This is a genomic window from Fibrobacter sp. UWB12, assembly GCF_900142485.1.
In the GTDB taxonomy this organism is placed as follows: domain Bacteria; phylum Fibrobacterota; class Fibrobacteria; order Fibrobacterales; family Fibrobacteraceae; genus Fibrobacter.
The window spans coordinates 288,202-303,066 of record NZ_FRAZ01000006.1; the positions used below are offsets into that span (position 1 = coordinate 288,202).

At 48.0% G+C, this 14,865-nt stretch carries 9 protein-coding genes; all 9 read right to left on the minus strand.

Going from position 1 to position 14,865, the window contains the following annotated elements; all coding sequences use genetic code 11:
* Nucleotides 1-330: 330 nt before the first annotated feature.
* Nucleotides 331-2,226, minus strand: coding sequence for a hypothetical protein (locus tag BUA34_RS11185; protein WP_072829590.1), 1,896 nt, complete (start codon nucleotides 2,224-2,226; stop codon nucleotides 331-333).
* Nucleotides 2,227-2,339: 113 nt separating this feature from the next.
* Entirely contained in the window at nucleotides 2,340-3,029 is a 690-nt protein-coding gene (locus BUA34_RS11190) for a hypothetical protein (protein WP_072829592.1), read from the minus strand.
* A gap of 301 nt (nucleotides 3,030-3,330) precedes the next feature.
* Entirely contained in the window at nucleotides 3,331-6,051 is a 2,721-nt protein-coding gene (locus BUA34_RS11195) for a helicase C-terminal domain-containing protein (RefSeq protein ID WP_254794441.1), read from the minus strand.
* A gap of 7 nt (nucleotides 6,052-6,058) precedes the next feature.
* Nucleotides 6,059-7,786: an Ig-like domain-containing domain gene (locus BUA34_RS11200; protein WP_254794442.1), complete on the minus strand. Its 1,728-nt coding sequence runs from the start codon at nucleotides 7,784-7,786 to the stop codon at nucleotides 6,059-6,061.
* Between the two features lie 44 nt (nucleotides 7,787-7,830).
* On the minus strand, nucleotides 7,831-9,183 hold the full coding sequence (gene lepB / locus BUA34_RS11205; RefSeq protein ID WP_072829596.1) for a signal peptidase I: 1,353 nt from the start codon (nucleotides 9,181-9,183) through the stop codon (nucleotides 7,831-7,833).
* Nucleotides 9,184-9,195: 12 nt separating this feature from the next.
* Nucleotides 9,196-9,960: a LytR/AlgR family response regulator transcription factor gene (locus tag BUA34_RS11210; RefSeq protein WP_072829598.1), complete on the minus strand. Its 765-nt coding sequence runs from the start codon at nucleotides 9,958-9,960 to the stop codon at nucleotides 9,196-9,198.
* A gap of 12 nt (nucleotides 9,961-9,972) precedes the next feature.
* Nucleotides 9,973-10,356: a copper resistance protein NlpE N-terminal domain-containing protein gene (locus BUA34_RS11215; RefSeq protein WP_254794443.1), complete on the minus strand. Its 384-nt coding sequence runs from the start codon at nucleotides 10,354-10,356 to the stop codon at nucleotides 9,973-9,975.
* Between the two features lie 91 nt (nucleotides 10,357-10,447).
* Nucleotides 10,448-11,347 (minus strand): formylglycine-generating enzyme family protein, encoded by a 900-nt coding sequence (locus BUA34_RS11220; RefSeq protein ID WP_072829603.1) that lies wholly within the window; start codon nucleotides 11,345-11,347, stop codon nucleotides 10,448-10,450.
* Nucleotides 11,348-11,368: 21 nt separating this feature from the next.
* Nucleotides 11,369-14,737 carry a hypothetical protein gene (locus BUA34_RS11225; protein WP_254794444.1) on the minus strand — a complete coding sequence of 1,123 codons (3,369 nt, stop codon included), beginning with the start codon at nucleotides 14,735-14,737 and terminating at the stop codon, nucleotides 11,369-11,371.
* Nucleotides 14,738-14,865 lie beyond the last annotated feature (128 nt).

Consider the following 14,865-nt stretch of genomic DNA (forward strand, 5'->3'; position numbering starts at 1 on the left):
CTCCGAAAGAGCACGCAGCAAGCGCACTCAGCAAAAGGAATATGCGGACAAGATTCATTGAGGGAATGATAGAAAAAATTGGGCTACCGCCCAAAACCTATTTTAAAATTCATTATTAAAAGCACGTCATGCGGGCGGGGCCCCAGCTCGGAGTTGACGCCTACGGCGTCAGCGGCTTCACTCGGTTATGCCGGTCTGCAAGCAGCCCGTCGCAACACTCGTTTTGCACGCAACTGCGAAGGAATAGCCTTGGCCGACGCTTTTTTTCAAAATAAAAAAGTCACCCTATTAGAATAGGATGACTGATTTTTTGCATTTAAATCAGGCTAATTACACTTGCGGGGCGGCGGCTTTCTTGCTCAAGACCTTGATTTCTTGAATAAACGAAAGGTCGAGCGAGAACTTTTCTTCCTTGCCGCTTTCCTGGATTTCGACCATCGACGGGGACTTTGCCAAATGGAGCGCATGCACATAGAACATCTTTTCTTCGAGCTTTGCGTTTCGCTTGGACTTGTCCATAATTTTTGCAGCAAGCGGAGTGCCCACCGTCTTTGCATAGCGCAAGACCTTCACAAGATCAAACGTGCTCAGTTTCTGATAAACGCTACCATACTTGGTTGAATCCATCGTTGCCTGGGCAGAAGCTTCGTCAGCCTCGTCTCTCAAATCGTAGTCGATTTTCTTGGATTCCGGCCATGCAATCGAGAATTCGGCCTTCCATTCATCTTGGGCAGCGGGCGTGCGATTTTCGGTCGATTCGCCAGCATACGGGAAGAAGCCGTAGTTCTCGAGAATTTCGAATGCGCGAGATTCCAGTTCAGGATTCAAAATAAAGCCGTAACCCGGGATGTATTCTTCGGTACATTCCATGAACTGCGGGAAGCGAGAAAGTTCGCTAAGCACTTCGGCACTTTCGACCTTGAGGAGTCGAGCCGTGCGCACCTTGGCACCATAGAAAGAAGCATTCCATTCGGCAAGTGTCGAAGAAACGTTCTCAGGCGGCTTGAGCCAGTTGCGAAGATTTTCAACTTCGGATTCGGGGAAACCGCACTTGAGGCCAGCAACGTACGTTTCTTTTTCGAGCGTGAAACAAAGGAACGTTTCGTCGTTCTTGACTTTAGCAAGGCATGCGAGAGAGTAAAGCACGCGCGGAGCCATGCCGGTAGAAACGACCAAGTCAAAGTTCGGAAGCGCCGTAAGGTTTGCTTCGGGTATAGACGCAATAGACGTATCAAGCCAATCCCTACCCGACTTGCTCAGAACAACGGAAGTAATCTTGCCTTGTGCCATGCGGAAATCGACAAGGCCCAAAATCCAAAGTTCGCAAAGCGGACGCGGCATGAATTCCCAAGGCAACACCTTGTTCTTTTCTTGAATGCGGTAAGACGGATCCATCACCCAGAAGAGGAGGGCTGCATCAGCTGCGGAAAGGCCTTCGCCCAAGCCGCTCAGCAAGCGAGCGCAAAGATTACGGTCGCCATGGAAGCGTTCCTTGATCCACCAAGAAATTACATCTTGATGCAAGCGGAACCCGTTCTTATGAATAAAATCAATTGCGGTTGCCGACGGAAGCAAGAAGGAGTTTTCGCGTTCAAGCCAACCGTTCTGCACGAGAAAACTAAAGATAAGCGAAATTTCGTGTTCGCAAGCCTTTTCGGAAACATGACGAGACGAAGTAAACGCTTCGGCGCAAATCTGGCGGCCACGGCGATGGAGCGTCCCGTTCGCGTTGATGCGGAGTTGCTTTTTCTTGGCGTTCGCAAGCACAATGCAAATATGCCAATCCAAAAGGTTCTGGAAAGAAATCAACGGGGATACCGTGTCGATTTCGCCTTCGGGCTTGATGTCAAAGCAACCGACAAAATCGCCAAAGCCCATGTAAATCGGGGTGCCACCTACGAAAGAGCGGTAAATCACGTATTCACGGCACATCGTAAGGAGGAACGTCTGGAGTTCGCGATTTTTGCTTACAGGGACCGTCAGTCGAAGTTCGTTAAATGCAAGTCCTCTAGACCCGCTATTATAAATCAAATTCAGGCAGCGGCGCTGCCACATTTCCATCTTGGAAAAGAGTCCCGCAACGCGTTCCTTGTCGGAATAAAAAGACAGTGTTTCGGACTGGATGAGAGCATTGTTTAAAAGTCCCTTTTTGCCGAACGCCTTAGCATGGGCGTTGCGAAGCAAGGGCTTGGACATACCATCAAAAAAAGCGTTTAAATCAAACATTATGCACCTTAAAGCAGGGTGCCAAATATAATAAAAAATGGGCCGTTAGTTAAGGGGCTACACACGTGAACAGGTATTGAACAATGGGGGAGGGTTCCGCCCTTAGGGGTATGTTAATCATTGTTCAAAGGTCCACAATGCAATTCAGGATTCTTTTCCTTTTTTTCCCAGCATTTTAGCAACTCAATTTTCTTTTTTACCCGAATTTCATCACCTCTGCATCTACCAGCGTACAAATCTTTTAGATACGCATAATAATCTTGTTCAGACCTAGGACTATAGTATATATTGCTGACAATAATGAAATCAAAATGTTTATTTTTCGAGGCCCCGTATTTTCCACGCCATAGCAACAATCTACCCATATATTCTCCTGTTACAGGTTTTTCAGCAGATTCTGCTATTAGTTTTTTCTCTAGGCTATCAATAATTTTTATTTGCTCTTCATTTAATTTTATATACGATTCACAATAATCAGACCATAGTATATCACCACCAATTTTATTTTTCGAATAAATAAACGATTTACTACCATATAAATAAATCAACAAATCATCCTTTAAAGAAAAAACACTATCATTAGCTGCATAAGTATTTAAGAAATCTTCTATTGCCACACCCATATAAAATTTGAAACGTTCTTTTTCATATTTGCAATATTCAGGCAAATCCCCTTTTGTAAAAAAGCCATGTTCCTTGCATTCTTCGTTTAGAACCTCTACATCTTTTTCGCCACATCCAGCAACAAATAGAGAATTAAACAACATAACAATAAAGGCAAAAAGTCTAACTGCATTCTTCATTTTCTATCCACTTTAAATATTCAACTACTTTTTACACATTCATTTTAACAAATCAATATACAAAAATTCGTTTTTCCTACAAAAAAGGCGATGCCGCAACAAGTGCGGCATGACAAAGCAGCAGGAATATGTATGACAAAGTCAGCGCGGTGGCCGGCATGTCAAGTCACTGGATCCTTCGACTTCCCCTATCGCTACGCTCCAGGGTTCGCTCAGGATGACACCTTGCAAAGCATCCTCGATTTACTTCGACAAGCTCAACACAGGTCGCGAGGATAGCTGCTTAGGATAATGTTCGAGATTACTTCACGAATCTTTCGATATCGGAGACGGAGCCTGCGATGCGCTGCTTGAAGTTCCAAATGCGGGAGAAGGTCTTGCCGTAGCGTTCGAGGATAACACGGTTATCCAAAATAAGGACCTTGCCGGAATCGGAATCGTTGCGCAAGAGGCGCCCCATACCCTGACGGAGTTCGATGTAAGCTTCAGGTACAAAGTAATCCTTGAAGAAGTTCTTGTTGGCAGCCTTCATCTCGTTCGTGATACCAGCGACAAGCGGATCTGTCGGGTTCGGGAACGGGAGCTTCGTAATGACGAGCAACTTGAGCGCATCACCCGGGAAATCCACGCCTTCCCAAAGGCTTTGGCAGCCCAAGAGGCAAGCGCCACGTTCCTTGCGGAACATCGCCACGAGACCGTCAAGCGAGCCATCGACATGCTGGCAAAGCAAAAGCTTGTTGCGTTCGGCAAATGCCGGAGCAAGTGCAGCCTGCGCCTTCATCATCGTTGCGACACTTGTGAAGAGCACCATCGTATTTTCTTCGACATTCGGAAGCACCTTCAAAAGCGTATCGTTCAAGGCATCGCCAAATTCCGGAGCCGAAGGCTTCGGGAGGAACTTTGCGACCATCACAGAGCGGCGTTCATTCACATCGGACTGTTCCGTATAAACGCGAACAAACGGCTGTTTTACCCTGAGCGTATCCATACCCATTTTCTGCAAGAAGTACGAAAGGTCTGCCTGCACAGAAAGCGTTGCAGACGTGAACGTCGCAGACTTGATCCACGGGTAGAATTTTTCTTTCCAGACTTTACCGGAGTGGAGCGGAACTGCATGCAGCTTGATGGTATGCGGATTGAACGGCTCTTCCATGTAGAAGACCCAATCATTGCGGCCAGCCTTTGTGACAAATTCAAAGTCCGAAATGAAATGTCCAATTTCGGCCATACGGCCATCGAGATCGCTCACGACACCCTTGAGAGCATCAATGTTCGCAGTCGCGGCAACGAGCTTTTCAGCAAAGCCACGGGCATTGTTGTACTGTTCGAGGAACGTAGCCGGGTCTGCTTCGTATTCAGCGAGAATGCTATTCGTGTACGTAAAGCCGCTACGGCCATTCTTCTGTTTGGCAAGCTTTTTGCCAATCTTCATGAAGAAGCGGTGCAGAGCCTTTTCAGCTTCGGCCAAGGATTCAGAAAGTTTGTCGCAAAGTTCGTGAAGTTCCGGCTGTTCTGCCGGGATACGGCTTGCAATTTCTGCAATGAGGCCATCGCCACCAGCTTTGGAGGGTTCAAGCGTTTTCGCAATATTTCTGAATCCGAAGAACGAGATAGAACGACCAAATATCTGGTTGCTGATTTCGGGCAAGCGGTGCGCTTCGTCAAAGACGATGTGCTCGTAAGACGGGAGCAACGCAAAATCAAGTTGCAAGTCCGAAAGGAAGAGCGAATGGTTCACGAGCACCATGTTCGCATTCATGGCCTTGCGCTTTGCAATGAGCGCTGGGCAGTTTTCGTGACACGAGTGATTTTCGCCATTGCAGCAAGAGGCACTGCACGAAAGCTTGGACCAAAGCACACGATTGCGGCTCTGGCTAAAGGAATTACATTCGTTGATGTCGCCCGTTTCGGTTGTGAGCACCCATGGTATCAGAGCCATGAAGGAATCACGTTCTTCAGCGGAGAGGAGCGTTTGCGGATGCATCAACAATTCTTCGAACTTGCGAAGGCAAAGGTAATTGTCGCGGCCCTTCAAAATTGCGGGGCGGAGCTCGCCATTGTAAATCTTTGCAATCTGCGGGATAGATTGCGTCCAGAGCTGTTCCTGCAAAGTGCGAGTTGCCGTACTGATTAAAACACGTTCGCCAGTAATAGCCTTGTTCGCTGCGGTAATCAAGTACGAGAGTGTCTTGCCAGAACCGGTCGGAGCTTCGAGCACGCAGAGGCCGCCCTTGTACATGTTGCGTTCCATGACCGAGGCAAAATCTTGCTGGTTGTGGCGCGGCTTGTAATCATCGACAACAAACGAAATGAATCCGCCTTCCTTGAAGAACTCACTCACGCGCGGAGCCCTGGACTTGGGCAAAGCTTCCGGAGCAGGAGCGGATGGCAGCTTGTACTTCGGAGCAGCAAGTTTTTCGACTTTTGAAGTGAAAAGCGTCTCGTAGCCAGAGCCCTTGGCAACTTGAGAAAGAGCATCGTAGATCCACGGGTCCATCGTAGAAATCTTTTCAAGAGCCTTTACAAACAAGCGACCGCATGCATCGGCATCGGGCAAAGCGCGGTGAGCACGGCTACGTTCAATATCGAGTTCCTGCACAAGAGTATCAAGGCGATGGTTCGGAACATCCTGGAACGCAATGCGCGAAAGCGTAAGCGAATCCCAGAACACATGGGAATCGTAAGAAATGCCGACCTTTGCAAAAGTCTGCTTGAGGAACTTGGAATCAAAAACGGCATTATGGGCTACAATCGGAAGATCCCCGACAAACGAGCAAATCTGCCCTGCAACCGTTGCAAAATCCGGAGCACTTTCCAAATTTGCCTTGTTAATGCCGGTAAGCGTCTCAATAAAGGGACGAAGTTCTGCAGAAGTCGGCTTCACCAGAAAATCGAGATTTTCCTTCGGTTCGCCATTTTCAAAGCGAACTAAAGCCACCTCGATGATTTCGTCTTTCTCGAAATCAAGTCCGGTCGTTTCCAAGTCTAGCGCCACAAATGCGGGAATTTTTTCCATCTTCATCCATCCTTTAAGGCAATGCCGGCAAGTTCGGCATCAGTTGTTCTAAATCGTTTGCACCACTCTTGATTTTCAACGTATCAATCGGGGATCGCCATGCAGAGCCAAAGCTAAAGGGATTCAAAGAACCGCCATTGGGAAGTCCAGTCCCTTTATCTGCATAATAATAATCAATAATGTAACCACCTTCAACAAGGTCGTTAAAGGAAAATACTCCATAAGGAGAGCACTTTGCATATTCAAACTTGCCAGTTTCTACAGACTTGAGACGAACAACAGCACCCGTCTTTGCACCAGGAATTCTGCCTGCCATAGAAGCAAGCTTCAATTTGGAAACGGATTCAAACGTAAGTTTGTTTTCGTACTTTGTCTTGATTACTGTATCACGGACGCCATTGCTATCGGCCTTGGCCAAAGTCGTATCGGCATAGCCACGCAACAAGTTGAACTTGGAATCTGTCGGCCACGGGGCATCGCGCTTTACAAGGTAGCGGACCGGATCGAGCTTTTTCGCAGCAACTTGAACGGTATCCTTATTTTCGACAATAAAGAACATATCCTTCAAGGAATCGACAACAGGCTTGTTGTAAATAACAATCAAGGAATCTTTCGGGAATGCATTTTTAGCCTTTCCTGTAAGCTGAACAGTCTGGATTTTCGGAGCAAGCGTATCGCCCTCCATTTCCTTCCATTCAATTTCAGCATAATTTCGAGCGGTATCCAGCACATGATTCAAAGAATCCTTGCCATTGGAGCAAACAAACTTGTACAAAACCTCGTCTTTCGGCTTCGGGTCAAAGTAAAAGCGCGGAGCGCTAGATGTGCTGAGATAAACAAGTCGAGGATAAAGCGTATCGCCATCCTTCGAAGACAAATAGCAATTGGACGTATCCGCAAAAGCAGAATCAAAATAAACACGGCGCGTGAAATTCGCTTCGAGCACATCCTTAAAAGGCTGCGTTACGTTGTCCAGTTCCATTAAAGACGTATCTTGGTTCGCAAGCGCAATCCACAAAGTATCATGCACCGTTTCATTCAACTGCAAGTCCGAGACCCAAACACCGGCAAGTTCTGACGAAGGTTCAATCTTGTGGTTGCCATTCCCATCGACAAATGCGACTACGCGATAATGCCCAGCTTTAAGCCCCGTAAACGTAAAGTTTCCAATGCTATCAGCCGCCGTGATGTAAAGCGGTTCTTCTTTTGTAAGCATCGGGAGCGAATCTAGCACATGCGTGACCGTATCGCGGTACTTTTCAAGATAGCGCTTGGATTCACGTTCAGCACCCATCAAATAAAGCCCTACGCTCGGGTAATTCTTTTTGCGGACAAGAGAATCCGGCACCATCACTCGGCCCGAAAGCGTCAGGGAGTCAATGATAGCTCCTGTCGAAAAAACAACCTGGAAGGGCTTTGCAAGTGCATTACCGCGCAAGTCCTTGATGCCACCCGCAAAAGTAACCGTATAAGTCGTACCGGTATCGAGTTCCGCACGCGAATAAACTTCGAGCATTTTGCCATGAACTTCGTAGCGCAACTTCTTTTCAATCGGAGGCGAAATCGAAATTGCACCACGCGGAATCGAAGCGTTAATCCATTCGTCGAATTCCAACTTCACCGACAGTTCATTCGGATGGTTCGTAGTCATTGGCGCCGGAGACACCGCCGCGACACGCGGCGGGAGCTTGTCTTCGGGTCCACCCGAAGGAGCCACCTGCGTTGCGCAAGCAGCTATCATCAGGCATGACGCCAATAAATATGTAACCTTCGAGAACTTCATTCTCACTTAATCAAATCAATAATCTTGCCAATGCGGGTGAATCGAACACGGAACGGAATGCGCCACCAAGTAAGCGGATTGCCGAGAGCAAACTTTCCATCATCATTTTCAAACGAGAAGTAAATGATAAATGCCTTTGCACGAATATTGCGCAGCGAAACAAGTCCCCAATAACGGCTATCGGCGGAATTATCGCGATTATCGCCCATCATAAAGAATTGCGGATACTTAACAACATAGCGGTCAATTTTTTCGGAACCCAGATAAAGGTTGCGCTGGATTTCAAAATGGTTCTTTTCTTCAACTTCAGTAGAATCCGTAGAATCAACCGGTGCCGGAGGCACCATGTTAAGGCGCTTCACGTTACCATCGAGATCCTGAAGAATAGAGCCTTCAAAGGACACGTAGCTTACAGGGCGCGTAAAGCCGCGGTTCAAATCAGGATCATGCGGGTCGAGCATCGGCAAAAAGCCAATCTTCGCAAGTTCCCTGAAATAGTTGAACGGCATCGCTCCGGACAAAGAATCGCCAAGAGTGAGACGCTGCTGGAGCACGGTCTGGTTTCTCGAAAGCATCGCATTCAGCAAGAGAGAGCGATCGTTCTCGACCGGGAATTTGAAATCATTGAACACGTAATTGTTGTTTTCACGGCCATTACGCAAAAGCGAAAGTTCCAGGCGCACAGAAGAATCCGGATTTTCCTGAGCCACAAGCGAACGTAGCCACCAGAGTTTAATCATCGGGAGAGAATCTACGTACAGCGTATCGCCAACGGAGGGCACCACAAATTCTTCGACTTCGTCTCTCGGCGAAAGCGTGCGAACGCTAGCGGTCCACTTTCCGAATGCGGGGAGCGAATCCTGACGCTTGCCGTTCAAGAAAAGTCTGCCGCCATGAACAGCAACGGTATCGCCACTTACAGCAACACAACGCTTGATGTAATCCTTCGGACCATCGGCGTAATGCACCAAGTGCGGCTGTCCATTTTCGGGGGCATGGTCCCAATAGTAATTGCCCAGCATAAGTGCGTTGAACAAATGCGTGTAGCGCTTGGGATTGTTATCGGGATATTCCGGTTCGCCCGGATAGCGGAAGATGACGACATCGCCATGTTTAGGCACTGCGTATCCCGGGAAATTCTGGTTCGAGAACGGAATCGGCGAACCATAAGTAAACTTGAGGCCAAGCAAAAAGTCGCCAGTCTTGAGCGAATCTTCCATGGAGCCGCTCGGAATCTGGAAAGCCTGGATAACGTACTGGATAACAATCAGTGCAAGGATAACCGGTACAATAACTTCACGTGTAAATGATTTAAGAAACTTCTTTACGTTCTTTTTTGGAGATGTCTGTTCCATCAATACTCCCAATTACAAACTCTTGACCGTCTTTACAAAGTTACGGCTAACGGTAATCTGTGTTTTATTCTTGTCTCGAAGCACAACGCAAAGGCGGCCACTGTCCGTCTTACGTATTTCGGAGATATAGTCAATTGCCACCAAATGCGCACGATGCACGCGAACAAACTGGCGCGGGTCAAGCCGCTTTTCCAATTCCACAAGCGTAAGGTCAATAATGTACTGCGATGTGGTCGTGTATGCGGTCGTGTACTTTTCTTCGCTCTGGAAACGGATTACTTCGTCCATGTTCACAAGCAAAATGCGGTCAGGTTGCTTGACCTGCAAGCGCTGCATGTAGAGTCCGCTCGCGCTCATCATTTCCTTGAACTTGTCCCACGAGAAATCTGCCGGAACGCCTTGTCCGCTTTCGTGCGGCATGCGCTTATGGAGTTTCGCCATTGTCGCCTGCAAACGCTCGGGATCAATCGGCTTCAAAAGGTAATCAACGACATTTTCTTCGTATGCACGGAGCGCAAAGTTGTCGTAGGCCGTCGTAAACACGATGAGCGGAATATCATCTTCGTTCAGAGACTTCAATACTTCGAAAGCATCCATATCCGGCATCTGGATATCAAGGAAAATGACATCCGGATCGAGTTCATGAATCTTTTCAATCGTCTGCGCGCCAGAAGCCGCTTCGCCCAGGATTTCAATTTCGCCCGAATAAGCTTCGAGCAGGGAACGCATGCGTACGCGTGCTAGAGGTTCGTCATCGGCAATTAAGGCAGTAAACATATCGATAAGCTCTTACTTTTTAAGTTTTTTATAAAAACGAATTAGCACAGCCTTCATGCCATCAGAATCACGATAGACATCGCCAAGCTTCATAAAGGCAAGATTCCCTACCCTATCACGCTTGAACGCCCAATTTATCGAATTCTCCGACAAGCTGACCTTAACAATACTATCGGCATACACGAACGTTCCGCGGAGCGTATCGACTTTCGCGGAATCTTTGAGGATAGTCTCGACAGCAACAACCTTGCCGTCATTGAACAAGTCCATATCTACAACACGCTGCCTGCAATCATCACAAGGCATTTTTCCTGAATAAAAGCCAAAAACATCCGCAGGAATTTCTACGGGCGGCAAATCAGGAAGCGGCTCCGTTTTTTGTTCGGAACATCCCAAAAAAAGTCCACACAGCATTACAGTTAGCGCATAGGCATACTTCATGCATAATAATCTAAAAAAATTCAATCAAGACAAAAGGAAGGCTGCTTTAAAAACCGGTAGAATAGACCAGTCTAAAGCCAATCGTCACTTTGGATTGCACAGGATTTAGCTTTTCACGTTCCTTTGGTGCAAGTGCGGTTACCTTGTCCGACCAGCCGCCACCGCGGATAACGCGAAAATCACCAGTTTTGGGGCCCACGTAATTATTGCTCCCGTTTTTCGGATAAGTGTCATACCAGTCATTTACCCATTCAGCAACATTACCGGCCATATCGTAGAGACCAAAAGCATTCGGCAACTTTTGAGCCACTTCATCAGGACCCGTAGTTTGTCCATAATATGCATACTTTGTTGCAACGTCGGTATCCCAATAATACGTCGTCGAGGTACCACCGCGAGCAGCCACTTCCCATTCATTTTCAGTCGGGAGGCGGATGGATGCAACGGAGTAATTGATGGTCAAATCTACTAAAGAAGAATCACCGGCAATGGACTTGTAAACATAGGCCGTATCAAGCCCAACAAGCTTTGAGAACGCATTGCAGAAGAGTGCTGCACGGAACCAGTCCACATCCGAAACGGCGCGATTTTCGCCACTCTTAAGCTGTTTCGGCAAACTGTTCATGACAAATTCATAAGTCTTTTGAGTCACTTCCGTTGTTGCAATTGCAAACGAATTGACACCAAAAGAATTCACACCACGGGTAATCGTCGCCTTGGGAATAGTCGACCATTCGAACATGGTAAAGACCGTGGAGTCCACTTGCGGCGAACCTTTACTCGAAGACGACTGATTCACTGGGGACGAACGGCCATTATCACTAGGGATAATAGCTTCGCCTTCGACAGACTCACCACTAGCCGTGCAGGCTCCAAGCGCAAAGCACATTCCAAGCGATAAAACCGCTACCGACACGCCATGCGATAAAATCTGTTCCAGACGCATAGTTCACCCTCCGTTTATCGACTAACGAACGACACCCACGCGGTAAAGTTTCTGCTTCGTCTTGCCGCTTTCGAACTTGACCTTCAGTCGAGCGGTATAGATATCGCTACCGAGATTATGCAAGTCGAGGTTAGCTTGGTTCATGCCAGCAACGCCATCCGGGATATCCTTCTTGAACACGCACAAACCCGTAATGTCATAAAGTTCAAGCTTTATCGAGCGCGGCTTAGCACCAAGTCCCATGCGGACCTTCGCTTCGCCACCGCGAACCGGGTTCGGGAAAATGAAGAATTCCGAAATTTCATCCTGCGATTTTACAGCATCGACATCGCCAAGCTTGGATGCATCGAAGAATCCCGTGCGTTCATTGCCTGCAGCCGGGAGTGACCATGCCGACGCAGCCTTTTCGGCGCCATCGGCGGCCTTATCCAAGCGGAACGCAGTCACGCGATTCCTGTGGAATGCGTAAAGTTCAGGGCCTTTGGAATTCTTGACCGCATCTGTTACAAAAATGCTCATCGGCGCAATCTGCGATACAGAATCGATTATTTCAAAACCGCCTGCAGCAATCGGGAAACGGTCAGAAACGCGCTTGCCCTTGCCCATGTATGCGTAAACAAGGCCATCGTTTGACGGCACCAGAATTTCAGGAATCTTATCACCAGTCACATCGACCACAAGCGGGTCACTATGGAATCCGTAAATCGGAGTACCACGATTAATCGTTACCGGGAATCCATCAATCGGGAGGCCAAAGCGATCAAGAGCATAGACCAGATTGTCGCCCAGGAATACAATTTCCGGATAAGCATCGCCATTCAAATCGCCAAAGGCAATTCCAGAATTTTCATCATAGAGACCACTTGTACCGGAAGCCCCGCGCTTATAGACATGCGTCCATTCGGCAGACTGCTTACCACCTTCACCAAGTTTAAAGCTAGCCACCGTACCGCGACTGCCAAGCATCACCGCTTCAACAGTTCCATCGCGATTCAAGTCCGTACATGCCACATGGAACTTTTCATTCTTGGATGCATTCACCTGCGCAATTCCGGCATTTTGCTTGCTAAAGCTCGGCTTTGCATCGGCCTTGTTTTCGAGCGAGAACTTGCGCATAAAGATTTTGCCATCTTCACCAACAACAACCGCGAAGTAATCTTGCTTGTCCACCTTGCAAAGAGCCATGTCTTGCGGGTGAGCGATATTTTCGGTCGAGGTAAATGAGCGAGTCATTTCGTCAGTCAAATTCACAGTCCAGAATCCCGAATCTGAAGCAAAGAACAAGTGCGAACTTGCAACAATCGGGCCAACCAATGCGGACTGAATTGAAGGAGCGCCCGAAACGGATTTTTGCAAATCCATCACGTCTTGCATCGGAACGCCAGAATTAAACGATGTACGCACCAAATGCTTTTTGTGCAAGGAATAAACGCGTTCGCCATCGCCTGCAAGCCCGACAAGAGGGCCATAGCTCGGGCCCAAGCGGTACAGCGGCACATCTACAGTCTTATTCTTTTGCGAGACCTGCTTTTGCACCACAGACGTATCCGAAACAAAAAGCGTATCGCCAAGTGCGTTCAACGCCTGGAGCGTTCCATCTTCAGAAGCAAACACAATAGCCTTGCCCGTCGATTCATCTTCGTAATTGACGAACACGGCTCCGCGCACAGCACTTGCAAGCCCGACATTCTTCGGGAACTTCGAATTTTCGATGCTGCCGTCATCAACGCTAATCGTCACACGAATAACAGGCGCCGCAAAGTTAATGACACTATCGCCCATGAACGCATTTGCTGTCTTTTCGATGCGAGCGTCCTTCGGAATTTCTACAGAAATCTTGAAACCGGTATAACCACCCTGCGTTGTCGCTGTATTGGCATAACCTGTCGGCAGAATCGTCTTGACCGTATCAAACTTCTTGTCCTTAGCGTAGCGCAAATGCGGGAGCAAGTCCGCACCACTACCATAATCCTGAGTATCTTCGCCAATTGCATTCTTGAACATTTTTCCAATGCTCAAAACATTGTCCGATTCCACAAGCGTAAGTCCAAACTGGTGATCGCGATTGAACTCGCCACCCCACTGGTTTGCAGACCCATAGCGCAACGATTCGCGCAAATACCAGTCATTCACCTTCCATACGGCAATCCCGCTCGCCGGGAGGCCCGCATCAAAGCTGTTCACGCCAAGCACAAGGCCACTAGCCTTTTTCTCATTGCGCTTGCATTTGCCATCGTTGCAAATACTATCCTCGAACACCGTATAGAGGCTATCTACAAGAATAGACTTAAAAGTCGTATCGTTATTTTGCTTTGCCTCGCCAAGATAAACCTTTATCGAGCCATCCTTATTCCAGGAACGCTGGCGGTTTTCTATCAAGATGTATTCGCTTGCACTCAAAGGGACCTTCACAATTTCGGTCCCGAGACCGCTACCTGCAGCAGCAATATCGACCGTTACCGGATGCCCCGCCGTCGGGCGGACTTCCTTGACGTTGGACCAGCCCATGTATGCGCGTTCCCAAGCCGCAGGCAACACTGGGAAGAATCCGTTACCCGCATTGTAGCCCGCAAAGTCCATAATATCAAAATAGCCGAGACGCGATGTTCCCTTGACATCGTCGAACGTATTGGGCAATCCGAGCTCGCGACCGATCTGGTTCACTACGATACCGTTGATACCCCAGTTAAGTCCATCCTGCGAAGCCGTTTCGCTCACCACCATCATGGACTTGATGGTATCAACCGCAGCACCTTTCAGTACAATACCGTTATTTACGGAATCCTTTGCAATTACGACACCCGGGAGAGTGTCCGGCAAAAAGACCCATTCGTTACGTGAAATATAGACGTCAAAAAAATCGCCCGGCGTATTCGCACCCTTCGTACCCATACTGCCGCCATCCAGCAAGCTACTGGAACCGGCATGTGCAATCATGAACGCACGCTTGGTATTCGGATTCTTGGAAAGCGGAATATTGAACGGAGAACCGTTTTCGGACTTGTGCGCCGCCATCACGGCATCATAGACAAAGCGCAAGTAATCGCAACTGCGAGCAGAATCGTACTCGGCCGTTTTTTCGCCCTTCATCTTTTGCGTGCGGTTATAGTCAATCATCTGCTTGTCGAGCGTGTAGACCGTAGGAAGGATGCTATCCTTGATGATAAGCTCGCCACCGCTTGCCGCCTTGTAATAAGCGCTAGCAAAATTCAAATGTTTTTGCCAATAGTATTTATTGCCGCGGCTTTCGGACGGATCCAGGTTGTAAGTCCCGGTATCGGAGCCAAAAACACCCGTACCCGTAGTAAGCGAGTTGTCGGGAGATTCTTTCTTGAACTGCACGCGCAGCACGAAAACTTCAAGCGTGTCAGCGGCATGCGCCAACGACATTAGGGAGAATACACCTAAAAACAATGCGAAAAACTTGGCATTCAACTTCATGATTATAATTTACAAAAGTAGGCCGTAAGCAGTAGGCTGTAGGCAGAAAAAAGTTACTCGTTAATTGTTATTAACTA

Bases quoted from the DNA above. Each gene is read 5' to 3' on its own strand.
- BUA34_RS11190 (WP_072829592.1), bottom strand. From the start codon at position 3,029: ATGAAGAATGCAGTTAGACTTTTTGCCTTTATTGTTATGTTGTTTAAT.
- BUA34_RS11220 (WP_072829603.1), bottom strand. From the start codon at position 11,347: ATGCGTCTGGAACAGATTTTATCGCATGGCGTGTCGGTAGCGGTTTTA.
- BUA34_RS11195 (WP_254794441.1), bottom strand. From the start codon at position 6,051: ATGAAGATGGAAAAAATTCCCGCATTTGTGGCGCTAGACTTGGAAACG.
- BUA34_RS11225 (WP_254794444.1), bottom strand. From the start codon at position 14,737: ATGTCGTTGGCGCATGCCGCTGACACGCTTGAAGTTTTCGTGCTGCGC.
- lepB (WP_072829596.1), bottom strand. From the start codon at position 9,183: ATGGAACAGACATCTCCAAAAAAGAACGTAAAGAAGTTTCTTAAATCA.
- BUA34_RS11185 (WP_072829590.1), bottom strand. From the start codon at position 2,226: ATGTTTGATTTAAACGCTTTTTTTGATGGTATGTCCAAGCCCTTGCTT.
- BUA34_RS11200 (WP_254794442.1), bottom strand. From the start codon at position 7,786: ATGATAGCTGCTTGCGCAACGCAGGTGGCTCCTTCGGGTGGACCCGAA.
- BUA34_RS11210 (WP_072829598.1), bottom strand. From the start codon at position 9,960: ATGTTTACTGCCTTAATTGCCGATGACGAACCTCTAGCACGCGTACGC.